General features: G+C 63.3%; 20 protein-coding genes. 13 read left to right on the plus strand and 7 right to left on the minus strand.

Annotation, left to right across the window (positions count from 1 at the left end):
* The first annotated feature begins 36 nt into the window (after positions 1–36).
* Both JYP46_RS00530 and metH read left to right on the plus strand, forming a co-directional pair.
* Positions 37–3078, plus strand: coding sequence for an aminotransferase class III-fold pyridoxal phosphate-dependent enzyme (locus JYP46_RS00530; RefSeq protein WP_206546928.1), 3042 nt, complete (start codon positions 37–39; stop codon positions 3076–3078).
* A gap of 137 nt (positions 3079–3215) precedes the next feature.
* Positions 3216–6998 carry a methionine synthase gene (gene metH / locus JYP46_RS00535; RefSeq protein ID WP_206546929.1) on the plus strand — a complete coding sequence of 1261 codons (3783 nt, stop codon included), beginning with the start codon at positions 3216–3218 and terminating at the stop codon, positions 6996–6998.
* A 3-nt stretch (positions 6999–7001) separates the two neighbouring features.
* Here the strand turns inward: metH and JYP46_RS00540 are convergent, their stop codons facing one another.
* From JYP46_RS00540 to JYP46_RS00565, 6 genes are all read right to left on the minus strand, one after another.
* Positions 7002–7382 (minus strand): DUF779 domain-containing protein, encoded by a 381-nt coding sequence (locus tag JYP46_RS00540; RefSeq protein ID WP_236042070.1) that lies wholly within the window; start codon positions 7380–7382, stop codon positions 7002–7004.
* Between the two features lie 84 nt (positions 7383–7466).
* Entirely contained in the window at positions 7467–8984 is a 1518-nt protein-coding gene (gene adh, locus JYP46_RS00545; protein WP_206546930.1) for an aldehyde dehydrogenase, read from the minus strand.
* A gap of 148 nt (positions 8985–9132) precedes the next feature.
* Positions 9133–10095, minus strand: a complete 963-nt coding sequence (locus JYP46_RS00550; protein ID WP_206546931.1) for a GAF domain-containing protein — start codon at positions 10093–10095, stop codon at positions 9133–9135.
* Positions 10096–10261: 166 nt separating this feature from the next.
* Entirely contained in the window at positions 10262–10459 is a 198-nt protein-coding gene (locus tag JYP46_RS00555; protein ID WP_206546932.1) for a hypothetical protein, read from the minus strand.
* Between the two features lie 164 nt (positions 10460–10623).
* Complete coding sequence (locus JYP46_RS00560; protein WP_206546933.1) at positions 10624–11274, minus strand: TetR/AcrR family transcriptional regulator; 651 nt, start codon at positions 11272–11274, stop codon at positions 10624–10626.
* Positions 11275–11450: 176 nt separating this feature from the next.
* Complete coding sequence (locus JYP46_RS00565) at positions 11451–12395, minus strand: nucleoside hydrolase (protein ID WP_206544583.1); 945 nt, start codon at positions 12393–12395, stop codon at positions 11451–11453.
* Between the two features lie 97 nt (positions 12396–12492).
* Here JYP46_RS00565 and JYP46_RS00570 point away from each other — a divergent pair, with 97 nt between their 5' ends.
* From JYP46_RS00570 to JYP46_RS00610, 9 genes are all read left to right on the plus strand, one after another.
* Positions 12493–13509: an isopenicillin N synthase family dioxygenase gene (locus tag JYP46_RS00570; protein ID WP_206544584.1), complete on the plus strand. Its 1017-nt coding sequence runs from the start codon at positions 12493–12495 to the stop codon at positions 13507–13509.
* Between the two features lie 111 nt (positions 13510–13620).
* Positions 13621–14478: an ABC transporter substrate-binding protein gene (locus JYP46_RS00575; protein ID WP_206544585.1), complete on the plus strand. Its 858-nt coding sequence runs from the start codon at positions 13621–13623 to the stop codon at positions 14476–14478.
* Positions 14479–14516: 38 nt separating this feature from the next.
* Entirely contained in the window at positions 14517–15464 is a 948-nt protein-coding gene (locus JYP46_RS00580) for an amino acid ABC transporter permease (RefSeq protein WP_206546934.1), read from the plus strand.
* On the plus strand, positions 15461–16267 hold the full coding sequence (locus JYP46_RS00585; RefSeq protein ID WP_113154141.1) for an amino acid ABC transporter ATP-binding protein: 807 nt from the start codon (positions 15461–15463) through the stop codon (positions 16265–16267). The genes JYP46_RS00580 and JYP46_RS00585 overlap by 4 nt, the downstream gene beginning before the upstream one ends.
* Positions 16268–16547: 280 nt before the next feature.
* Positions 16548–17222 carry an amino acid ABC transporter permease gene (locus tag JYP46_RS00590; protein ID WP_222473790.1) on the plus strand — a complete coding sequence of 225 codons (675 nt, stop codon included), beginning with the start codon at positions 16548–16550 and terminating at the stop codon, positions 17220–17222.
* Positions 17219–17890, plus strand: a complete 672-nt coding sequence (locus JYP46_RS00595; RefSeq protein WP_206546935.1) for an ABC transporter permease subunit — start codon at positions 17219–17221, stop codon at positions 17888–17890. The genes JYP46_RS00590 and JYP46_RS00595 overlap by 4 nt, the downstream gene beginning before the upstream one ends.
* A 1-nt stretch (position 17891) precedes the next feature.
* Positions 17892–18626, plus strand: coding sequence for an amino acid ABC transporter ATP-binding protein (locus JYP46_RS00600; RefSeq protein WP_206546936.1), 735 nt, complete (start codon positions 17892–17894; stop codon positions 18624–18626).
* A gap of 3 nt (positions 18627–18629) precedes the next feature.
* A complete protein-coding gene (locus JYP46_RS00605) occupies positions 18630–19547 on the plus strand; it encodes an isoaspartyl peptidase/L-asparaginase (protein WP_206544588.1) in 918 nt (305 codons plus the stop codon).
* 19 nt (positions 19548–19566) lie between these two features.
* On the plus strand, positions 19567–20361 hold the full coding sequence (locus JYP46_RS00610; protein WP_113154146.1) for a transporter substrate-binding domain-containing protein: 795 nt from the start codon (positions 19567–19569) through the stop codon (positions 20359–20361).
* 65 nt (positions 20362–20426) lie between these two features.
* On the opposite strand, the gene JYP46_RS00615 is transcribed toward JYP46_RS00610, so the two are convergent.
* Positions 20427–21428 (minus strand): LacI family DNA-binding transcriptional regulator, encoded by a 1002-nt coding sequence (locus tag JYP46_RS00615; protein ID WP_206546937.1) that lies wholly within the window; start codon positions 21426–21428, stop codon positions 20427–20429.
* 70 nt (positions 21429–21498) lie between these two features.
* Here JYP46_RS00615 and JYP46_RS00620 point away from each other — a divergent pair, with 70 nt between their 5' ends.
* Positions 21499–22401: an ROK family protein gene (locus JYP46_RS00620; protein ID WP_206546938.1), complete on the plus strand. Its 903-nt coding sequence runs from the start codon at positions 21499–21501 to the stop codon at positions 22399–22401.
* Positions 22385–23104 carry a copper homeostasis protein CutC gene (locus JYP46_RS00625; RefSeq protein WP_206546939.1) on the plus strand — a complete coding sequence of 240 codons (720 nt, stop codon included), beginning with the start codon at positions 22385–22387 and terminating at the stop codon, positions 23102–23104. The genes JYP46_RS00620 and JYP46_RS00625 overlap by 17 nt, the downstream gene beginning before the upstream one ends.
* Positions 23105–23148: the final 44 nt, after the last annotated feature.

The following is a 23148-nucleotide window of genomic DNA, read 5'->3' on the forward strand; positions in this document are numbered from 1 at the left end:
GGACGATCCAGAGCTGCGCTTGGGAGATTAGGGCGAATGACTGCAATTCTCGACACGGTTCCGCGCTTTTCCGAGGAAGAGGTGCGCCGGCTTCTGCTGGATGTGTATGGCATCGAAGGCGCGCTTTCGGCGCTGGAAAGCGAGCGGGACCAGAATGTCCGGGTGAAGACGCCGGAAGGCGCGTTCATCTTCAAGATCATCAATGCGGCTGAACCCGCCCTGGAAAGTGATTTCCAGACGGCGCTCCTGCAGCACATGGCCCGGCACGCGCCCGACCTGCCCGTGCCGGCGCTCCTGCCGACCTTGAAGGGTGAGGCGCTTGGCGAGGCGGTTTCCGCCAGAGGCGGAACGCACCGGCTGCGGCTTGTCAGTTGGATCGAGGGCATGCCGCTTGCCGAGGCGCCGCGCAGCGAGGCGGCCATGGAAAGCCTCGGCGAACTGCTCGGCCGGTTCAACAATGCGCTCAACGGTTTCATGCATCCCGGCGCGGTGCGCCCGCTGGACTGGGATCTGCGCCTTGCCGGCAACAGCCGCGCGCGGCTGGACAAGATCCGGGATGCGGATGACCGCGCGCTGGCAGAGCGCTTCATCGACCGTTTCGAAGCCGATGTTCTGCCACGGCTCTCCTGCCTGCGCGGCGGGGTGATCCACAACGACGCCAATGACTGGAACGTGCTGGTCGATCCGGCGGACCACACGAAGATCTGCGGCCTGATCGATTTCGGCGATGCGCTCTACAGCGCGCTGATCTGCGAAGTGGCCATTGCCGGCGCATACGGCGCGCTCGACTGCGGCGATCCGCTGGGGGCCATCGGCGCGCTGGCGGCCGGTTTCCATGCGCAGTATCCGCTGCGTGAAGAAGAGGTCGACCTTTTGTTCGATCTTGTCGCCATGCGGCTCGTCACCTCGGTGACGATTTCGGCCAGCCGCCAGTCGGAAGTGGCCGACAATCCCTATCTCGCGGTGAGCGAAAAGCCCGCGTGGGATCTTCTGCGCCGGCTCGGCGCAATGGACCCGCGTTTCGCCACGGCCATTCTGCGCAATGCCTGCGGCTTCGAGGCGATGCCCGGCGCGCGCGCGGTGAAGGGCTGGCTGGCGGACAACCGCCGCAATTTCGCGCCGGTGCTGGTGCGCGCGGCGGCGAGCTATCCGACCGCCCATGTGCCGCTTGGCGATCAGAGCGACCCAATTGCCATCGCCTCGGCTGAAGAGCGGCCGGACGAGGCGCAGGCGCTCTGGGAAGACGCGGTGGGCGACGCGACGCGCATTCTGGGCATCGGCCCATGGGGCGAGGAGCGCGGCGTCTACACCAGCGAGATTTTCGAATCCCGCCTGATCGCCGGCGAGCGCCGCAGGCGTCATCTGGGGCTCGATCTTTTCCTGCCGGCGGGAGCCGCGCTTTATGCGCCGCTTGCCGGCACGGTGAAGGAAGTGGGCGTGGAGGCCGCGCGGCTTGGCTATGGCGCGGTGATGGTGCTGGAGCATGAGCCGGAAGACGGCCCGGCCTTCCTGTCGCTGTGGGGGCATCTTGCCCATGAGGTTGCGGACCGTCTGAAGGTGGGCGACCGGGTCGAGGCCGGCGCGTTTCTGGCCCATATGGGCGGGCCGAAGGAAAATGGCGGCTGGATGCCCCATCTGCACCTGCAGATTTCCTGCGACACGACGATGAGCGCGGACGACATTCTGGGCGTCGGCGAGACGCGCTATCTGGAAACGTGGGGCGAGCTCTTCCCCGACGCCAGTGATTTTGCCGGACTTGTGGCGGTTGATGCGGGGCGGCTTTCCAAGGCCGAGATCGTGGAGAAGCGCCAGTCGCTGCTCCTGCCGAACCTGTCGATTTCCTATGAGGAGCCGATCAAGTTCGTGAAGGGCGAGGGCGTGTGGCTGATCGATGACCGGGGCCGCGCCTATCTCGATTGTTTCAACAATGTCTGCCATCTGGGCCACTGCCATCCGGCGGTGGTGGAGGCGCTCGCCACACAGGCGGCGACGCTGAACACCAATACGCGCTATCTGCACGACAACATCGTCGCCTATGCGGAGCGGCTGACGGCGACCATGCCGAAGGAGCTGGGCATTGCGGCCTTCGTGAATTCGGGCTCGGAGGCAAACAGTCTGGCGCTGCGCATGATGCGGGCGCATACGGGCCGGGAGAACGCCATCGTTCTCGACTGGTCCTATCACGGCACGACGCAGGAGCTGATCGATCTCAGCCCCTACAAGTTCCGCCGCAAGGGCGGGCATGGCCCCAGGCCGCATGTGCACGTGGCCGACCTGCCGGACGCCTATCGCGCGCCGGCCGACTGGCCGCAGGAAGAGCTGGCGAAGCGCTTTGCCGCCAGCGTGGGCGAGCAGATCGACGCCATGGCGGCCAAGGGCGAGGCTCCGGGCTTCTTCATTGCCGAATCCATCCCGAGCGTTGCCGGGCAGGTGTTCATGCCGGAAGGCTATCTGGACGAAGTCTACCGCATGGTGCGCGCGGCAGGCGGCATCTGCATCGCCGACGAGGTGCAGGTGGGCTTTGGCCGCATCGGCAGCCACTGGTGGGCATTCGAGACGCAGGGCGTGGTGCCGGACATCGCCACGGTGGGCAAGCCCATCGGCAATGGTCACCCCATGGGCGCGCTGGTGGTGCGCCGGGAGATCGCGGAATCCTTCCAGAACGGCATGGAGTATTTCAACACGTTCGGCGGCAACCCGGTTTCCTGCGCGGTGGGGCTTGCGGTGATCGACACGATCGAGCGCGACGGCCTGCGGGAGAACGCGGCGGCAATCGGCGATTATCTGAAAGCCGGCTTTGTCGAACTCCAGACGCGTTACCCCGTGATCGGCGATGTGCGCGGCATGGGCCTGTTCCTCGGCATCGAACTGGTGGAAGACCGCGAGAGCAAGGTTCCCGCCACGGCAACGGCGCGCGCCATCTGCAACGAGGCGCGGGCGCGGGGCGTTCTGATGGGCACCGAAGGGCCGCATGACAATGTGCTGAAGATGCGCCCCTCGATGATCTTCTCCAGGGCCAATGCGGACCATCTGCTCGGCGTTCTGGAAGAAAGTTTCGAGGCGGTGGCCAAGGTCTGACCGGGCCTGACAGGGCCTGCGAAAGGGCATGGATGCGACGCTGGACCGCGATATGATCAACGGGCCTGCATGTTGACATAAAGATATCTTTATGTGATGCAGATCCATTGTCGTATCAAGGATGAAAAGCGTCGCACATGCCGTCTATCGATGAACTGTTTGGGCCGGTCGGCGAAAAGCCGGACGGATCGGAAATCTTCGCCGCGCTGAACAAGGCCGCGCGCGAGCGCATTCTCATCCTCGACGGCGCGATGGGCACGCAGATCCAGGGCCTGGGTTTCAACGAGGATCATTTCCGCGGCGACCGCTTCACCGGCTGCGCCTGCCACCAGCAGGGCAACAATGATCTGCTCAACCTGACGCAGCCCAAGGCCATCGAGGAAGAGCACTTCCGCTATGCGATGGCGGGCGCGGACATTCTCGAGACGAACACCTTTTCTTCCACGACCATCGCCCAGGCCGATTACGGCATGGAAGACATGGTCTATGAGCTGAACCGCGACGGTGCGCGGCTTGCCCGCCGCGCGGCGATCCGCGCCGAGCAGAAGGACGGCGTGCGCCGCTTCGTGGCCGGTGCGCTCGGGCCGACCAACCGCACCGCCTCCATTTCGCCGGACGTGAACAATCCCGGCTACCGCGCCGTGACCTTCGACGATCTGCGCGTCGCCTATGGCGAACAGCTGCGCGGGCTGCTCGATGGCGGCACGGACATCGTGCTGATCGAAACCATCTTTGACACGCTGAACGCCAAGGCGGCGATCTTCGCATGCGAGGAGATCTTTGCAGAGCGCGGCGTGCGCTTGCCGGTGATGATCTCCGGCACGATCACCGACCTTTCCGGACGCACGCTTTCCGGCCAGACGCCGACGGCCTTCTGGCATTCGGTGCGGCACGCCAAGCCGCTCACCATCGGTCTGAACTGCGCGCTGGGCGCTGCGGCCATGCGCCCGCATCTGGCGGAGCTTTCGGGCGTGGCCGACACGCTGATCTGCGCCTATCCGAACGCCGGTCTTCCGAACGCCTTCGGCCAGTATGACGAAAGCCCGGAGACCATGGCTGCGCAGGTCGAGGAGTTTGCGCGCGAGGGGCTGATCAACGTGGTCGGCGGCTGCTGTGGCTCGACGCCGGAGCACATTGCCGCGATCCGCGACGCGGTGGCCAGGCACGCGCCGCGCAGCATACCCGAACGTGCGCCGCAGATGCGCCTTTCGGGGCTCGAGCCCTTCACGCTGACCGACGACATTCCCTTCGTCAATGTGGGTGAGCGCACCAATGTCACGGGCTCGGCGAAGTTCCGCAAGCTCATCACCGCCGGTGATTACGCGACCGCTCTGGATGTCGCGCGCAACCAGGTGGAAGGCGGCGCGCAGATCATCGACATCAACATGGATGAGGGCCTGATCGACTCCAAAAAGGCGATGATCGAATTCCTCAATCTGGTGGCGGCGGAGCCCGACATTGCGCGTGTGCCGGTGATGATCGACTCCTCCAAATGGGAGGTGATCGAGGCTGGCCTGAAATGCGTGCAGGGCAAGGCCGTGGTGAATTCCATCTCGCTCAAGGAAGGCGAGGAGGCGTTCCTGCATCAGGCCAATCTGTGCCGCATGTATGGCGCGGCCATGGTCGTGATGGCCTTTGACGAAACCGGTCAGGCCGACACGGAAGCGCGCAAGGTGGAAATCTGCACCCGCGCCTACAGGCTTCTGACCGAGAAGGCCGGTGTCGCTCCCGAAGACATCATCTTCGATCCGAATGTGTTCGCGATCGCGACCGGTATCGAGGAACACGACAATTACGGCGTCGACTTCATCGAGGCGACGCGCGAGATCATTCGCACCCTGCCGCATGTCCATATCTCGGGCGGCGTGTCGAACCTTTCCTTCTCGTTCCGCGGCAATGAGCCCGTGCGCGAGGCAATGCACGCGGTGTTCCTCTATCACGCCATTCAGGCGGGCATGGACATGGGCATCGTCAATGCCGGTCAGCTGGCCGTTTATGACGCCATCGATGCCGAACTGCGCGAGGCCTGCGAAGACGTGGTTCTGAACCGCACGCCGAAGGCCGGCGGCACGGCGACGGAGCGCATGCTGGAGATTGCCGAGCGTTTTCGCGGCACTGGCGGGCGCGAGGCCAAGGAAAAGGACCTTTCCTGGCGTGAGCTGCCGGTCGAGAAGCGGCTGGAGCATGCGCTGGTCAACGGCATAACTGAATATATCGACGCGGACACCGAGGAAGCGCGGCTGAACGCCGAGCGCCCGCTGCACGTGATCGAAGGGCCGCTGATGGCCGGCATGAACGTGGTCGGCGACCTGTTCGGCGCAGGCAAGATGTTCCTGCCGCAGGTGGTGAAATCCGCCCGCGTGATGAAGCAGGCCGTGGCCGTTCTGCTCCCCTATATGGAGGAGGAGAAGAAGGCCAATGGCGGCGGCGAACGCCAGAGCGCCGGCAAGATCCTGATGGCCACGGTGAAGGGCGATGTGCACGACATCGGCAAGAACATCGTCGGCGTGGTTCTCGCCTGCAACAATTACGAGATCGTTGATCTCGGCGTGATGGTGCCGGCGGCAAAGATCCTCGAGACCGCGCGCGAAGAGAAGGTCGACATTATCGGGCTTTCCGGCCTCATCACCCCGTCGCTTGACGAGATGGTGCATGTAGCGGCCGAAATGGAGCGCGAAGGGTTCGACATCCCGCTTCTGATCGGCGGTGCGACGACCAGCCGTGTGCACACGGCGGTGAAGATCCATCCGAGCTATGATCGCGGGCAGGCGGTTCACGTGAACGATGCGAGCCGTGCGGTGGGCGTGGTCTCGAACCTGCTTTCGCCGGACGCGCGTGGCGGCTATATCGATGGCGTGCGCGAGGAATATCGCAAGGTGACCGAGGCGCATGAACGCTCCGAGCGCGAGAAGCAGCGTCTGCCGATCGCCAGGGCGCGCGCCAATCCGCACCGGATCGACTGGGCGGACTACACGCCGCCGCAGCCCGCCTTCACCGGCACGAAAGTGTTCGAAAGCTGGGATCTCGAGGAGCTGGCGCGCTACATCGACTGGACGCCGTTCTTCCAGACCTGGGAACTGAAGGGGCGTTACCCCAAAATTCTCGAGGACGAGAAGCAGGGCGAGGCGGCGCGGCAGCTCTTTGCCGATGCGCAGGCCATGCTGAAGAAGATCATCGACGAGAAGTGGTTCGCACCGCGCGCAGTGGTGGGCTTCTGGCCGGCCAATGCGGTTGGCGACGATGTGCGGCTCTTCACGGATGAAACCCGCGAAGAAGAGCTTGAGACCTTCTTCACCCTGCGCCAGCAGCTTACCAAGCGCGGCGGCAAGCCGAATGTCGCGCTGTCGGACTTCGTTGCGCCGGTGGACAGCGGCAAGCCGGACTGGATCGGCGGGTTCGTCGTGACGGCGGGCATCGAGGAAGTGGCGATTGCCGAGCGCTTCGAGCGGGCAAATGACGACTACAACTCGATCCTCGTGAAGGCGCTGGCCGACCGGTTTGCGGAAGCCTTTGCCGAGCGCATGCATGAGAAGGTGCGCAAGGAATTCTGGGGTTATGCGGGCGATGAAAGCTACACGCCCGAAGAGCTGATTGCCGAGCCGTATCTCGGCATCCGCCCGGCTCCGGGTTACCCGGCGCAACCCGACCACACCGAGAAGGTGACGCTGTTCAGGCTTCTGGATGCGGAGAAGAATTCGGGTGTGCAGCTGACCGAAAGCATGGCCATGTGGCCGGGCTCGTCGGTCTCGGGCCTCTACCTGTCGCATCCCGAAAGCTATTATTTCGGCGTTGCCAAGGTCGAGCGCGACCAGGTGGAAGACTATGCCGCGCGCAAGGGCATGGCCGTGGCGGATGTGGAGCGCTGGCTCGGGCCGGTTCTCAACTATCTGCCGGCCTCCTACACGGAAGCCGCCGAATAGAGCCTATTCGCGGACGGGTGCGGCGCAGACGCGCGAGCGGGTGAGAAAGCGTTTTTCGCGCCCGTTATCGAGCGAAAACATCCCGCCGCGCCCCGGCACCACGTCGATGATCAGGTCGGTGTGTTTCCACGCCTCGAACTGCGATGCGCTGATGAACACCGGCGTGTCGCCGATATGGCCCAGAAGCACGTCCTGATCGCCGACGATGAAATCGCCGCGCGGGTAGCACATGGGTGAAGAGCCATCGCAGCAGCCGCCCGACTGGTGAAAGAGGACGGGGCCATGATCGGCGATGATCTCGTCCAGAAGCGCACGCGCTTCGGGCGTTGCAGAAACCTTGTCATGTCTGGCTTTGTTGGACATGGGCCTGGCGCTGTTGCACATGGGGAAGCTCCATCGAAGCGGATGCCTTCCCCCGCGAACGGGGAAAGGCCGGTCTGACGCCGGCGAAAGCCGGCTTTCCTTTTCTCAGAAGAAGCCCAGTTTCCTGGGGCTGTAGCTCACCAGCATGTTCTTGGTCTGCTGGTAGTGGTCGAGCATCATCTTGTGCGTTTCGCGGCCGATGCCGGACTGTTTGTAGCCGCCGAAGGCCGCATGGGCCGGATAGGCGTGGTAGCAATTGGTCCACACGCGGCCCGCCTGAATGCCCCGGCCAAAGCGGTAGAGACGGTTTGCGTCGCGGCTCCAGATGCCTGCGCCCAGGCCGTAGAGCGTGTCATTGGCGATTTCCATGGCCTCGGCATCGTCCTTGAAGGTCGTGACCGAAACGACGGGGCCAAAAATCTCTTCCTGGAAGACGCGCATCTTGTTGTGGCCCTTGAAGACCGTCGGCTTGACGTAGTAGCCGCCGGCCAGATCGCCGGGCAGATGCGCCTGCTCGCCGCCGGTCAGCACTTCCGCGCCTTCCTGCCTGCCGATGTCGATGTAGCTCAGGATCTTCTCAAGCTGCTCGGAGGATGCCTGCGCGCCGATCATGGTGGCCGGGTCGAGCGGGTCGCCCTGCACGATCTGCTCCACGCGCTTCAGGGCGCGCTCCATGAACGCGTCATAGATCTCCTCATGGATGAGGGCGCGGCTCGGGCAGGTGCAGACCTCGCCCTGGTTGAGCGCGAACATGACAAAGCCCTCGATGGCCTTGTCGAAGAAGTCGTCATCCTCGGCGGTGACATCCTTGAAGAAGATGTTGGGCGACTTGCCGCCAAGCTCCAGCGTGACCGGGATCAGGTTCTGGCTGGCATACTGCATGATGAGCCGGCCGGTCGTGGTTTCGCCGGTGAAGGCGATCTTGGCGATGCGGTTGGAGGATGCGAGCGGTTTGCCGGCTTCAAGGCCGAAACCGTTGACGATGTTCAGAACGCCTTCCGGCAGAATGTCGCCGATGAGATCGGCCCACAGCATGATCGAGGCCGGGGTCTGCTCGGCGGGCTTCAGCACCACGCAATTGCCGGCAGCGAGCGCAGGCGCGAGCTTCCAGCAGGCCATGAGAAGCGGGAAGTTCCACGGGATGATCTGGCCGACCACGCCCAGCGGCTCATGGAAATGATAGGCGACCGTGTCGTCGTCGATCTGCGAGATGGAGCCTTCCTGGCTGCGAAGGACGCCGGCAAAATAGCGGAAATGATCGATGGCGAGCGGTACGTCGGCTGCGGTCGTTTCGCGGATCGGCTTGCCATTGTCCCAGGTTTCCGCGCGCGCCAGAAGCTCGAGGTTTTCCTCCATCCGGTCGGCGATGCGGTTGAGCATGAGGGCGCGTTCTGCCGGGCTGGTGCGGCCCCAGGCGTCCTTGGCCTTGTGGGCGGCGTCGAGCGCCAGCTCCACGTCGGCTGCATCGGAGCGGGCGATTTCGCCCAGCGGCTGGCCGGTGACCGGCGAGGTGTTTTCGAAATAGCGCCCGGATTTCGGCGCGACCCATGCGCCGCCGATGAAATTGTCATAACGCTTTGCGAAGGGCGCTTTCGCGCTGCGTGCGAATTCAACCTTGTTCATGAAATCCTCCCGAATTCAAACCGCGTCATGCGGCATGAAGGGAAGGGTAGGCGCGGGTTTTCCGGTGCGGCAGAGGGGGAAGAGCGGGGGCGTGCGTCACCTGTCTCAGATCTGCGACAGGTGACGCATCAAAACATCCCGGAAGGCGCTAATGGGTGCGGCCGACGCCGAGCCTGGCCATCTTGCGATGCATGGTGGCGCGGGAAATGCCGAGCTGGCGCGCGGCCTTCGAAACATTGCCGCCGGCGCTGACAAGCGCGCGCTGAAGGGCGCTGCGCTCGGCCCCGGCAAGGCCGGGCGACGCGGTCTGCGGGCCGCCCAGCACGTCGCATGCGGGCAGCGGATTGGCAAGCGGGCCGGGCGGGAGGTCGAGAAGCGCGCGGGCCGTGCGGGTTGCACCGATCACCAGATCGTCGCTGTCGACCGCGATGAGGGCCGACGGGTCCGCCGCCGGCAGGAGCATGATGCGCGCCTGAGGATAGGCGAGGCGAAACGCCTCCGCCTCGATGCGGCGGGCGGCATCGCTGGCCGCGGTGGCGATGAGACTGACAAAGCCGTCGGTCAAGTCGGCGCGGCAGGAAGAAACGTCGAGCGCGCCCGCCAGATGGCCCTCGTGATCGTAGACCGGCGCGGTGGTGCAGGAGAGAAGCGTGTTGCGGGAGTGGAAGTGCTGGTCGCGGTGGATTGTCAGCGTGCGGCGCTCCACGAGGCAGGTGCCGATGCCATTGGTGCCTTCGCTTTGCTCGCTCCAGACCGTGCCGGTCCACAGCCCCCACTGGCGGAAGGTCTCGTCATCGCCCGGCGTGCCGCGCCGTTCCATCAGAATGCCCTGCCGGTCGGCCAGAACCACACAGCAGCCGGAGCTGCCGACGGCGAGGAAAAGCTGGTCGAGCGGGGTTTGCGCGGAGTGGAGAAGCGGTTCGAGCCGTGCGCGGGCGGCCGCCAGTTCAGCATCGGAAATGCGTTCCGGGTTGCGGCGTTCGGCCGGGTCGAGCCGATGGAGCCGGCAGGAGCGCTGCCACGACGCCACGAGCGCGGACTTGGCCGAGCGATTGGAATCGACCGCCGCCAGAACCCTGTCCGCATGATACGACAGACTGCGTCCATCCATGGCTTTCCTCCCCATGGTTTGCCTGCCACTGCCAGCCAGCGCCTCCACGCTGTCTTGGCTCCCGCGCCGTCTGACAGTGTCTTTCAGTCAGTCTCTTTGTCGGAGCGGATCTGTCAATAGACCATTGGATGAGATGCGGTGCGGGCGATGCTGAATACTCGAACCGCTATTTCTTCTGACTGGCCCGGGCGATGAAGAAGTCCAGCAGAAAGATGATGATGACGCAGAGGCCGACAGCTTCCGCAATATGAATTGCAGCCTGCGCATTGGAATAGCGCGGGCAAAAAAATGCGGTGTTCACCACCCAGAAAAATGAAAACAACACACCCCAACAGATCACCGCGATTGCGATGATCTCGATCACTCGTCCCATAGGGCCCCCACCCGAAATTACGTAGCGGCAACCTATTTAGAAATTTTCTTTCGTCAACGGTTTATTCTTAGCCGGCTCGAAATAGTTGCGGAAATGCGCCGATTTCGCGCTTCTTACCGGTCGTGAAGCCTTTAAACGCGATAACTGGTTGCCGTTTAACGACCTTCCCCGTCCTGCCAGTCTTTTGGCAGGTTGGGCTCCTGGACCAGCGGCGCGAGCAGCACTTTTCCGTAGATGGGCGCATGGCGTTTGCGCTGGTCGGGATCTTCCTTGAAGGAGAGCGCGTATTGCCCGATCTGGTGGAAATAGGTCAGCCGGGCGCGCACAAGGCTCTCCTCCGGCCCGTATCCCATGGCGCGAAAGGCGCGTTGCAGGAGCGTGATGCGCAGGTCGTCCATGCGGGCGACTTCCTGACCGAGCGCTTTCGAGGTGCGCGACCAGTCACGCACGGCGAGATCCAGAAGCGGGCTGAAAGGGGCTTCATCCACCCAGATGTGGACGATCTCCGTGAAGAACTGCAGCCCGTCGACATCGGTGATGTCGCGCTTGGCCTCGAAGGGCGCGCAATTGGCGCGACGCCATTCGTTCAAAAGCTCTTCGTGGAGATCCTTTAGGCTGGAAAAGTGGAAATAGAAGCTGCCGCGCGTGACCTTGAAGTGGCGGGCGAGGCGGTCGATCTTGACCTCGGCTATGCCCCGCTTTTCCAGAACCTTGCGCGCCGCCCTGGCCCAGGCTTCACGGGACAGCGTCTGGCGCGATGACGTCTTCTTGTCCTTTGCGGATTTCGATGCCTTCTTCTGCGCCACGGGCTGCCTCCACTTCTGGTGCGCATTCACGCGCTGTTGTTCTGGGAACCTGCTGGTCTCTTTCCTGTCGAACGGCTTTCGCTAACAGAAGTTGCGGGGCCGGTCATCCGTAAACTCTAAAGTGGTCTGCGCACCCCGTTGAGTGCGCAGCGCCATCGTGCATTGCCGCAATTGCGTCAGGGCAGGGCGCTGATGCGCTCCAGCATGAGGTCGAAGAACGGAGCCGGATCGATCCGACGCAGCACATTGACGTTTTTCGGCTTGCCGGTGACGTGCCACCAGTCGACCACCGTCATGCCAATGGTCTCGGACGAGGAGATGTCGACCGTGACATAGCAGTCGCGCTGCTCATAGGCCTGCGGAACGAGCAGATAGCCGGTGACGCAGGCATCGTGGATCGGCCGCGCCTTGGTCGGGAACTTGTGATCGCCATACTGGCAGAAGAAACCGGCCATGTTGGCGGCCTCGAGTGCGGCGCGGCTGCCGGTGGCGCCCAGCGTTTCGAGCCATTCCGGCGTCATCTGTGCGGTGTAGGTGCAGTCGATGGGGGCCATGGTGACCGGCGCGCCCGAGTGGAACACCTTGTGGGCCGCATGCGGGTCGACGAAGATGTTGAACTCGGCTGCCGGCGTGGCGTTGCCGCCCTCGAAGAAGCCGCCGCCCATCAGCACCACTTCGCGGATGCGGGGGATGATGCGCGGCTCCATGGTCATGGCCATGGCGAGGTTCGTCATCGGCCCGAGCGTGCAGACGGTGATCTCGCCTTCGGGCGCGTCCATGATCGTGCGAACCATCCAGTTGACGGCATGCTCGTCCTGCACCGGCGTCGTCGGCTCGGGGAGTTCGGCGCCGTCCAGCCCGGTTTCACCGTGGACATATTCCGCCGTCATCAGAGGCTTCACCATCGGTCCGGGGCAGCCTGCGAAGACCGGCACGTCGGGGCGGCCTGCAAGTTCCACAACTTTGAGCGCGTTCTTGGTGGTGAGCGAAAGGGGCACATTGCCGCCAACGGTCGTGATGCCAACCACTTCGAGTTCTTCCGGGGAACCCAGGGCGAACAGGATCGCGAAGGCGTCGTCCTGCCCCGGGTCGGTATCGATGATGATCTTACGTGGCGCCATGTCGGTTCCCATTTCCGTCTGATTCGGCTATTGCCGAGCACAATCCGATATGCATAAATACAGTACTGTATAGTATCTTCAAGCTGGGATGGTGGTCATGTCAACGAGTGAACGCGGCGATTTTTCGGAGATTCCGGTTCTCGACGTCTCGGGTCTTTATGGCGGCGACGAGGACGCCGTGCGCGCAGTCGCGTCGACGCTGCGCGGCTATCTGGAAAACATCGGCTTCCTCTACATCGTCGGTCACCAGATCGCGCAGGAGGACATCGAGGCCGTACGCGAAGCGAGCCGGCAGTTCTTCGCTCTGCCCGAAGAAGAAAAGCTGAAACTGCGGATCGACAAGAACTTCCGCGGTTATCTGCCGTTCGCCGGCTCCACCATCGTCACCTCGTCGGTTGCGACCGTGAGCAAGCCGAACCAGAGCGAGTCGCTCTTCTTCATGCATGAGGTCGACGCTGATGATCCGCGCGTGGCTGCCGACAAGCCGCTTCAGGGGCCGAACCAGTGGCCGGACGCAGTGATGCTGCCGGAGTTTCGCGAGACCATCGAGCGCTATGTGGACCAGATGAACACGCTGGCCCGCAAGATGGTTGGTGCGATCTCCATCTCGCTCGGCCTGTCGCCGGACGAGCTGAACAGCCACTTCGACGATCCGACCACCTTCCTGCGCCTTCTGCACTATCCCACGCAGCCGGCGGAAGAGGGGCTGTTCGGCTCCGCACCGCACACCGATTACGGTTTCATCACCCTGCTCGCGCAGGACGATGTCGGCGGTCTCGAGGTCAAGAACAAGGGTGGCGACTGGGTGCCGGCTCCGCCGATCCCGAACTCCTTCGTCATGAATGTGGGCGACATCCTTGCCCGCTGGTCGAACGACGTGTTCGTCTCCACGCCGCACCGGGTGATCAACCGGTCGGGCCGTGAGCGCTACTCGCAGCCCTTCTTCTTCGATCCGTCGATGGAAGCGCAGATCGAGGCGCTGCCGGCCTGCGTGCCCGAGGGCGCTGCACCGAAATACGAGCCGGTGCTCTATGGGGATTACCTGATGGAGCGCATCGACAAGAACTATCATTACCGCAAGAAGAAAGCCGCTGAAGAAGCTGCGGCGAACTGATCTTCGCGCTTGAAACGGCCTTGACCGTCCCGAAGGACGCCAGGGCCGTTTTCAAAGGGATTATGCCTCGGGGGCTGAGGCATATATGGATAAGTCCAGAGGAGAACGGGTATGAACAAACATGTTTCGCAGATGGCGGGCCTCGGCCTTGCCGCACTGATGGGGCTGAGCGCTTCGGCATCGGCTTCCGACATTCCGGTTGCGCCGGAAGTCACGGAAAGCGGCAAGCTGTCGGTCGCCAACACGATCGATTTCGCGCCTTTCGAGTATCTTGATGCAGACGGCAAGCCGACCGGCATCATCATCGAACTGGCCGGCGAAGTCGCCAAGCTGGTGGATGCCGAGCTTGATGTGCAGCGCACCCCGTTCCCCTCGATGATCCCCGGCCTGGCGGCCGGTCGCTTCAAGATCGCCTGGGAAACCTTTTCGGCCAAGCCCGAGCGTCTGGAGCAGGTCGACTTCGTGATGTTCATCAAGGCCGGCATCGCGGCTTCGACATCGCCCGAGAAGAAGGACGACTTCGCAGGCGACATGCCGCTCTGCGGCAAGCGCGTGGGCGTGTCGGCCGGCAGCGGTTCCGACTTCCTGGTCGACAAGCTGAGCGCCGAATGCACCGAGAATGGCAAGGAAGCGATCGACAAGTCGGTGTTCAACACGTCGACGGACATCATTCAGGCCGTGCTCGCCGACCGCATCGACGCCCGCGTTGATGACGCGACCGCATCGAGCTATTTCGAGGTCACGAGCAATGGCAAGCTCATCGTTCTGCCGACGCTTTATGACGTCGCGCCGCTTGGCCTCGCCATTGCGAAGGGCGATCAGGCAACCGCCGACATGATGGTCGCGGCACTCGCCGAACTGTTCGAGAACGGCACCTATCAGTCGATCCTCGACAAGTATGGAATGGGCGCCTACGCGATCAAGGAACCCTATTTCGTCGACACCATGGAAGCGCTGCGGGCCGAGTAATCGGCCTGTAGTCCCACTGTAGCGAGTTTGGAGAAACGATGAGCAAGGTTGATACGAGCAAGGCTCGGCCCCAGCCATCCGTGGTGGAGGAGGTCGACCGTCTCGTCGTCGTGCCGCGCCGCAATTACGGCATCTGGATCGGGACGGCGTTCACCCTGGTGCTATCGTACTTCATCCTGCGCGCCTTTGCCGTCAACCCGGCCTTCGGATGGGAGACAGCCGCCGGCTACCTCTTCCATCCGTCGATCATGAGCGGTCTCATGACCACGCTGGTGCTGACGGTCGTCATCATGTTCCTGGCGATCATCATCGGCACCATCGTCGCGGTGATGCGCGTGTCGCCGAGCCCGGTGCTGCGCAGCTTTGCGGGCGCCTATGTGTGGTTCTTCCGCGGCGTGCCGGCGCTGATCCAGCTGATCTTCTGGTTCAACCTGGCGCTGCTGGTGCGCGAATTCTCGCTGACGCTTCCTTTCGTCGGCGAAATCTTCTCGATCCGCACCAATGATTTCATGACGCCTTTCTTCTCCGCCGTTGTGGCGCTCTCGCTTTGCGAGGCGGGCTACATGGCCGAGATCATCCGCGCCGGCATCAAGTCGGTGCCGACCGGCCAGTCGGAAGCGGCAAGCGCACTGGGCATGCCCTACCGCAACATCCTGAAGCGCATCGTGCTGCCGCAGGCCATGCGCTTCGTCGTGCCGCCGACGGGCAATGAGGCAATCAATCTTCTGAAGCTGACCTCGCTGGTGACCTTCATCGCCGTGGACGACCTGTTCTATTCGGCGCAGTCGATCTATGCGCGCACCTTTGAGACCATTCCGCTGCTCATCGTGGTGGCCGTCTGGTATCTCGCCGTGGTCTCGATCATGTCGGTGGGGCAGCACTTCCTGGAGCGCCATTTCGGCCGCAGTGAAACCCGCAGCCAGTCCCTGACCACGCGCTTCCTGCGCAATGCCTTCGGAACACGCGCAAAGGGAGCGGCGACATGAGCAACACTCCATCTGAAAACCGCGCCCGCTTCGGCGTGCCGGAAGACTCCATGGTGTTCGCGCGCGGCGTGCGCAAATCCTTCGGAACGCTGGACGTTCTGAAGGGCGTGGACATCGACGTTCCGAAGGGCTCGGTCGCCTGCATCATCGGGCCTTCCGGCTCCGGCAAGAGCACGTTCCTGCGCTGCATCAACCATCTGGAAAAGCTGACCGGCGGCATTCTGCTCGTCGACGGCGCATTCGTTGGCTACGATCTGCGCAAGGACAGGCTCTATGAGGTGAAGGACAACGAGCTTTGCCAGCGGCGCGCCGAGATCGGCATGCTGTTTCAGTCGTTCAACCTGTTCTCGCACATGACGGTGATGGAGAACCTGATCGAAGCGCCGGTGCATGTGCGCCGCGTGCCGGTGGAGCAGGCCAAGAGCGAGGCGCTGGAGCTGCTCGCCCGTGTCGGCCTGTCCGAGAAAGTCGACAGCTATCCGCGCGAACTCTCCGGCGGTCAGCAGCAGCGCGTGGCCATTGCCCGCGCCATGGCGATGAAGCCCAAGGTTCTGCTTTTCGATGAACCCACTTCCGCGCTCGATCCCGAGCTTGTGGGCGAGGTTCTGCAGGTCATGCGCGATCTTGCCGAAACCGGCATGACCATGGTGGTGGTGACTCATGAAATCGGCTTTGCCCGCGAGATCGGTGACCAGCTGATCTTCATGGATGGCGGCGTGATCGTCGAAGAGGGCAACCCGCGCGAAATGATCGCCAATCCGCAGTCGCCGCGCACGAAAGAGTTCCTCTCCAAGGTGCTCTGATCCGCTTTGCCGGTAGATTAATTTCCAGCGCTTTCGACCCCGTCTCCCGTTCTGCCGGAAGGCGGGGTCAGCTTTTTGATTTTTCGGGGTTAGAGTGCTCCCCCTTTTCCTGGAATTGCTCCAGTCGCGCCGTTGAGCAGATCTCACGGGCGTCATGCCGCTTCCACAATCAACATGCTTTCAACGGACAGACGGGATGAATCCGCGCCTGCGGCCTTGACACGGGCGGCGACTGTCTCATTAAATGAAAGCGCTTTCACTTTTGAGGAGAGGGGGGACGTTGAATCAGCTCTGGGTTACGCTTCGGCCGCACCTGCCCTTCATGCTCGACGGGTTTCTGCTCACCGTGTTCGCCTGTACGCTGGCGATCATCGGGGCGGTCCTCATCGGCGCATTGATGGCGTCGCTTCGCACGTCCGGAAACCGGATCGTGCGAGGGGTTGCGTTTGCCTATAGCGACGTGTTCCGCAACACGCCGTTCATCGTTCAGCTCTTTTTCTTCTTCTACGGCCTGCCGGAAATCGGCATCTATATCGGCGCGTTCGAGACCGGGGTGATCGCCCTGTCGATCATCGGCGGCGCGTTTGTTTCCGATGTCATCCGCTCGGGCATTCTGGCGGTGGATCAGGGGGTGATCGAGGCGGCGAAGGTGAGTGGCCTCAGCCGCTGGACCATTTTTACAAAAATCGTTCTGCCGATTGCGCTGCGCACCTCCGTGCGCCCGATGGGCTCGGTGCTGATCAACATGGTTCTGACCTCTTCGATCCTGTCGACCATCACGATCAATGAACTGACGGGCACTGCCAAGATCGTGGCTTCGACCACCTTCAAGCCCTTCGAGGTCTATCTCGTGCTGCTCGTTCTCTACGCCTCGCTCACCTATGCGCTGTCGCTTCTGATCAACACGGTTCACCGGCGGCTCAACCGGGCGATGGATACGGGAGGTGCGGCATGAGATATGCGGACTTCACGCCCTACGACCTGGTGCTGCTTGCGCAGGGGCTGGGCGTCACGGTGGGGCTTTTCACGCTCACCACGCTTGTCGGGCTTTTGATCGCGGCGCTTTTCACCCTGGTCGACTATTACCGCGTGCCGGTGCTGCGGCAGGTGATCGTCACGGTCAGTGAAGCGCTCAAGAACTCGCCGGTTCTGGTTCAGCTCTTTCTGGTGTTCTTCGGGCTGCCGGCCTTCTTTCACATCAACATGACGCCATTCGTGGCGGCATCGCTCACCATCAGCCTGAACACGGCGGCGTTTGCATTCGTGATCTTCCGCTCGGGCATCGATGCGGTGGAGGCGGAGCAGGTGGCGGCGGCAAAGGTCTATGGGCATTCGCGCTGGCAGATCCTGCGCTTCGTGCTTCTGCCGCAGGCTGCCGCGTTCTCCATCGGACCGCTGGTCGGCCTTCTGGTGAACCAGCTTCAGGTCACATCGCTGATCTCGGTCATCGGCGTGTTCGATCTGACCAAGATCGGCAACATTCTCAATCTGCGCACGCTCGAGCCATTCATCGTGTGGACCGTGGTGGGGCTCCTCTACTACGCGCTGGCAAAGCTTCTGGCGAGTGTGGGCGCGCGCATTGAAAAGCGGCTGCGCAGGTCGGTCGTCTGGGAAGGAATCTGACATGATTGTCATTGAAAACGTCGAAAAGCGCTTTGGCGAAACGACGGTCCTGAAGCGCATCAACCTGACCATCGAGCCGGGCGAGGTGGTGACCATTCTGGGCTCGAGCGGTTCGGGCAAGTCGACGCTGATCCGCTGCATCAACGGGCTGGAGGCCCTCTCTGGCGGGCGGATCACCGTCGATGGCAATGATGTGTCCACCAAGGCGGGGCTCGCGACGGCGCGGCGGCGCTCGGCGACGGTGTTCCAGCTGTTCAATCTCTACCCGCACATGACGGCGCTGGAGAACATCACGCTGGCGCCGATCAACGTTTTGAAGAAGCCGCGCGCGGAAGCCGAGGCGCGGGCGCGCGAACTCCTGAAGCTGGTGGGGCTCGCCGATCTCGCGACGGCCTATCCGCAGCGCCTGTCGGGCGGCCAGCGTCAGCGCGTGGGCATCTGCCGGGCGCTTGCGATGGACCCGCGTTACCTGCTGCTGGACGAGGTGACGAGCGCGCTCGATCCGGAGATGACGGGCGAGGTTCTGGACATTCTGGCCGAGCTTGCGCGCGGCGGCACGACGATGCTGTTCGTGACCCACGAGGTCGAGTTTGCGCGGCGCATTTCCAGCCGCATCGTTTTTCTGGAGCAGGGCGAGCTCATCGTCGACATGCCCACCGAACGTTTCTTTGCGGAGGATGGCGGCTTTGCCGTGCCGCGCATCCGCCAGTTCCTGACCAAGATGAAGAAAGACTGACGCGTGATACTTCTTGCCAATTGCGAGGCCGAAGCCGGATTTTCCGAATCCATTGCCGACCTGAAGAACGGGAAATCCGCCGTGGATGCGCTGGTGCGCGGCATCGGCTTCGTGGAGGCCGATCCGAAGGTGCGCAGCGTCGGCTATGGCGGCTGGCCCAACATGCTGGGCGTGATGGAATGCGACGCCGGCGTGATGGACGGGACGACCCGCGCCGTGGGCACGGTGGCCGCCGTTCCGCGCACGCTGCATGTGGCCGCGCTCGCCTGCGAGGTGATGCGCCGGCTGCCCCATGTGATGCTGACCGGAGAGGGCGCCCGCAGGTTTGCAGATGAAATCGGTTTCACGACCGACGACATGCTCTATCCGGACAGCAAGCGCGTCTGGTGGGAAAAGCTCGACGGCCTGATGACCGAGGAACAGAAGGGCGCTTTCCCCGACACCCCGCTGGCGGGGCTTCTGGGCGCGATCACCGACCCCGAGCGGGTGCGCGACACGACCGTGTTTCTGGGGCAGGACCAGACCGGCGGGATTGCGACCGTCACCTCGACTTCGGGCTGGGCGTGGAAATATCCGGGCCGCGTGGGCGACAGCCCGATCCCCGGCGCAGGCTTTTACGCCGACAGCCGCTATGGCGCGGCGGCGTGCACGCATACCGGCGAGATGACCATGCGTTCGGCGACGGCGCACGCAATCGTGCACGGCATGAAATGCGGTCTGTCTCTCGACGACGCGATCCAGAGTGCAGCCGACGATCTGCTCGCGCTCGACACCGGTTTCATCGGCGAAGTGGTGATCCACGCGCTCGACACGCACGGCAATCACCGTGTCGTCAATCTCCATGGCCAGGGCACCGTTGCCTACTGGTTCTGGGAGCCTTCCATGGCCGCTCCGGAAAAGCGGCAATCGCAACCGATCTGATTTAAGAAGGAGGAGTTCAATGAAATCTCTCGTGAAGAAGACCATCGTGGCGCTGGCGGCCTGTGCCGCGCTCGCCGGACCGGCGGCAGCCGGCATGCTGGATGACATCATCGAGCGCGGCAAGGTGCGCATCGGCGTGTCGCTGGGCGGCGAGCCCATCGGCTTCCGCGACGACAAGAACAACCCCGTCGGCTACGACGTGGACGTGGCCACCCTGCTTGCCGAGAAGATCGGCGTGCCGGTGGAGTTCACCGACGTTTCGGGCGATGCGCGTGTTTCGATGCTGGTTTCCGGCCAGCTCGACATCGTGGTCGCAAACACGTCTGCAACGCTGCCCCGCGCCAAGGCGGTGAGCTTCTCGATCCCCTACAACCGCGCCGGCCTGCGCGTGATTGCCCAGACCGATGCAGGGATCAAGACCCTCGCCGACCTCGATGGCAAGCGCGTCGTTGTGGGGCGCGGCACCACGGGCGAAGCCTTCCTGAAGCGTGAAGTGCCGGGTGCGGAGCTGGTCTACACCGACACGTTCTCGCCGGATGGCGTTCTGCTGCTGCGCCAGAAGCGCGTTGACGCCGGCATCGAGGATTCCTCCATGCTCGACTATCTCGCAGCACAGGAAGAAGGTCTGGTCACGGTGCCGGGTCTCTATTCCAACGATCCGATCGGCATTGCGGTCGCCAAGGGCGATCCGGATTTCGTGCGCTGGCTCGACATGTTCGTCTCGGACTACATCCAGTCCGGCGCCTATGAGGCAAACTACAAGAAGTGGTGGGGCGAAGACGCCAACCCGCCGGAGCTGAACCCGCTCTGGTAAACCCGAACGGCCCGCTGGCGAGCAATCTTGCCGGCGGGCATTCTCATTGATCGAATGTCGGTTTGTCAGCCGGTGCTGCGCTCGACGAAACGGGTGCGCAGTTCATGCACTTCCGGGTGGTCGCGATAGCCGGCGGGATCCTTCAGAAACATCGAAATGCCATGGATCAGTTCCGCCTTGTCAAAGCCGATCGAGGAGATGTCGAAGGCGTTGAAATTGGCGTTCACCACGGCGTCGAACCCGTAAAGACGATAGTCGCGCGGCGGCATAAGATCGCGCGCCCTCAGCCCGTCCATTATGCCCATGGCCATGGCGTCCGAGGTGCAGAAAATCGCATCGGGAAGGCTAGCGCCGTCGATGCGGCCGGCAAGGCTGAGCCCCGACGCATAGGAATAGTCGCCCTGCAGCTCCTGAACGAGATCGAGACCTGCCCCGGCGCAGATGTCGCGATAGGCCTGAATGCGGGCCTGCTCGATGAGCGAGGTCTGACGGCCGGTGACCAGCGCGCCGGTCTTCGCCCCGCGTTCCAGCGCGCGCGTCACGGCCTCGCGAATGCCCGCCGCCTCGTCGATGGTGATGTAGGCGGACTTGGCGTCGAAGCGCCCGTTGAGCATCAGAACATTGTCGCTGTGGAACAGCGTGCGCACGCCTTCGGCGTCGGCGAAGTCGGAAAAGACGAGCGCTGCATGAACGTGAAACGCGGCGCTGTTGCGCAGAAAATCCTCGATCTTCTCGGTGTTGCCGACACGGATGATGACTGCCTGCTTGCCGAGCGCCTGGATCGCTTCGAGCAGCGGGTCGAACAGGTCGAGATCGGAAAGATCGGTGATGTGGTTGACGATGACCGCCACCATGTCGAGCGAATTGGTGGCCAGGCCGCGCGCCAGCGGGTTCTGGTTGTAGCCAAGCTCCGCGGCGGCCTTCAGAACACGCTCGCGCTTCTCGCGCGAGACCGGACGGCGCTCCGGCGAGAGTGCGCGGGAGACAATCGCCGGCGCCACGCCCGCCCGCTTTGCGACATCGGCAATCGTCGGCCTTTTGCGTCGCGCGGGTTTGTCTTCGGGCATGGATTTTTCCGGTCTTCTTGTAATGTTCTGGCCTTCGCGGCCTTATGCCATCAAACACGAAAGAATTGAAATGATATGTTGTTTTGACATCGGCGGGTCCAAGGCCATCGTTGCCGACATGGGATCGGACAACAGGCCGGTCATTCGCGACAGGCAGGCGACGCCCGCGCGTGATTACGACGCTTTTCGCGAAACGGTGAAGGCGATGGCGGGCGAGGGCGATGCGCCGGTGGGCATCTCCATCGCGGCGGTGATCGATCCCGTGACCGGGCTTGCGCGCAGCGCCAATATTCCCTGCATCACCGGTCGCAACGTGGCCGCAGATCTGCGCGAAACACTCTCGCGCCCGGTCTATGTCATCAACGATGCAAACGCTTTTGCGCTCGCCGAAGCGCAGACGGGCGTGGGCGTCGGACACCGGCAGGTGCTCGCCGCAATCATCGGAACGGGCATTGGCGGCGCGGTGGTGATCGATGGCCGGGTGATGACGGGCGCGACCGGCAATGCGGGCGAATGGGGTCACGGCCCGGCAAGCGCCATGCGCACGGGCACCGTACTGCCTGCGATTGAATGCGGCTGCGGCCAGGTGGGCTGTGTCGACACGCTGGGGGCTGCGCGCGGCATCGAGCGGCTGCACCGGCACCTGCATGGCATCGAGAGCGACAGCGTGACGATCCTCGCGCAATGGCATGCCGGTGAGGAATGGGCGACACGCACCGTCGATGTCTTTCTCGACATTGTCGGCGGCGCGCTGGCCAACATCGTCAACATGGTCGATCCGTCCATCATCCCGGTCAGCGGCGGGCTGGCGCAGGATGAAACACTCATTGAAGCGCTTGATAGAGAGGTGCGTCAGCGCTGCCTGATCGAGCGCAGCGAACGGCTGCTTGTCCCGGTTCAGGGCGGTGCGGAAAAGGCGCTGGTGGGCGCTGCAATCTTTGCAAGGGAGGCACACAATGCGGGCAACGCTTGAGGTTTGCGTGGACACGCTTGAAGGCGTGGAAACCTGCGTCGAAGGCGGGGCGGACAGGATTGAGCTGTGCTCGGCGCTGCCGCTTGGCGGGCTGACGCCATCGCTTGGCCTGATGCGGGCGGCGGCAGGGTGCGGCGTGCCGGCCTATGCCATGATCCGGCCGCGCCAGGGCGATTTCTGCTTTGGCGAGCGTGAGGTTGCGCTGATGGTGGATGACATTGCGGCGGCGCGGGATGCGGGCCTTGCCGGTGTGGTTCTGGGGGCGGCGACCCATGACGGTCTTCTCGACGAAGCCGTGCTTTCGGTGCTCTGCGCGGCCAGCGAGGGCATGGGGCGCACCCTGCACCGCGTGATCGACACGGTGGAAGACCGGCTGGCGGCGATCGACACGGCCATTGCGCTTGGTTTTGAGAGAATTCTCACGTCAGGCGGCGCATTGACGGCCATTGACGGGCTCTCGGCACTCAAAGACATGCAGGCGCATGCCGGCGAGCGCATCGAGATCATGGTCGGGTCCGGTGTCGCTCCCGAGAATGCCGTCGCGATTTCCGAGCGGACGGGCATAAGCGCGTTTCATGCGTCTTGTGGAATCTCTGTGCCCACCGATGCGCGGCTCGCCGCATTCGGCTTTGCGCCGCAGACCGCGCGCCGGACCTCGGCGGAGAAAATCCGGCAGATGAAGACGGTGCTCGAAAGCCTTTAGAGGCGAGGCAGTGTTTCTGGAGAAACGCCGCCTCGCCCGATCAG

Origin of the sequence: Nitratireductor aquimarinus (assembly GCF_017255295.1) — a bacterium.
Classification (GTDB): domain Bacteria; phylum Pseudomonadota; class Alphaproteobacteria; order Rhizobiales; family Rhizobiaceae; genus Nitratireductor; species Nitratireductor aquimarinus.

What these genes read in the sequence shown, in the direction of transcription:
- adh (WP_206546930.1), bottom strand. Translation starts at nt 8,984, where the DNA reads ATGAACAAGGTTGAATTCGCACGCAGCGCGAAAGCGCCCTTCGCAAAG.
- JYP46_RS00600 (WP_206546936.1), top strand. Translation starts at nt 17,892, where the DNA reads ATGATTGTCATTGAAAACGTCGAAAAGCGCTTTGGCGAAACGACGGTC.
- JYP46_RS00620 (WP_206546938.1), top strand. Translation starts at nt 21,499, where the DNA reads ATGATATGTTGTTTTGACATCGGCGGGTCCAAGGCCATCGTTGCCGAC.
- JYP46_RS00625 (WP_206546939.1), top strand. Translation starts at nt 22,385, where the DNA reads ATGCGGGCAACGCTTGAGGTTTGCGTGGACACGCTTGAAGGCGTGGAA.
- JYP46_RS00540 (WP_236042070.1), bottom strand. Translation starts at nt 7,382, where the DNA reads ATGTGCAACAGCGCCAGGCCCATGTCCAACAAAGCCAGACATGACAAG.
- JYP46_RS00610 (WP_113154146.1), top strand. Translation starts at nt 19,567, where the DNA reads ATGAAATCTCTCGTGAAGAAGACCATCGTGGCGCTGGCGGCCTGTGCC.
- JYP46_RS00585 (WP_113154141.1), top strand. Translation starts at nt 15,461, where the DNA reads ATGAGCAACACTCCATCTGAAAACCGCGCCCGCTTCGGCGTGCCGGAA.
- metH (WP_206546929.1), top strand. Translation starts at nt 3,216, where the DNA reads ATGCCGTCTATCGATGAACTGTTTGGGCCGGTCGGCGAAAAGCCGGAC.
- JYP46_RS00580 (WP_206546934.1), top strand. Translation starts at nt 14,517, where the DNA reads ATGAGCAAGGTTGATACGAGCAAGGCTCGGCCCCAGCCATCCGTGGTG.
- JYP46_RS00595 (WP_206546935.1), top strand. Translation starts at nt 17,219, where the DNA reads ATGAGATATGCGGACTTCACGCCCTACGACCTGGTGCTGCTTGCGCAG.
- JYP46_RS00615 (WP_206546937.1), bottom strand. Translation starts at nt 21,428, where the DNA reads ATGCCCGAAGACAAACCCGCGCGACGCAAAAGGCCGACGATTGCCGAT.
- JYP46_RS00550 (WP_206546931.1), bottom strand. Translation starts at nt 10,095, where the DNA reads ATGGATGGACGCAGTCTGTCGTATCATGCGGACAGGGTTCTGGCGGCG.
- JYP46_RS00565 (WP_206544583.1), bottom strand. Translation starts at nt 12,395, where the DNA reads ATGGCGCCACGTAAGATCATCATCGATACCGACCCGGGGCAGGACGAC.
- JYP46_RS00575 (WP_206544585.1), top strand. Translation starts at nt 13,621, where the DNA reads ATGAACAAACATGTTTCGCAGATGGCGGGCCTCGGCCTTGCCGCACTG.
- JYP46_RS00530 (WP_206546928.1), top strand. Translation starts at nt 37, where the DNA reads ATGACTGCAATTCTCGACACGGTTCCGCGCTTTTCCGAGGAAGAGGTG.
- JYP46_RS00570 (WP_206544584.1), top strand. Translation starts at nt 12,493, where the DNA reads ATGTCAACGAGTGAACGCGGCGATTTTTCGGAGATTCCGGTTCTCGAC.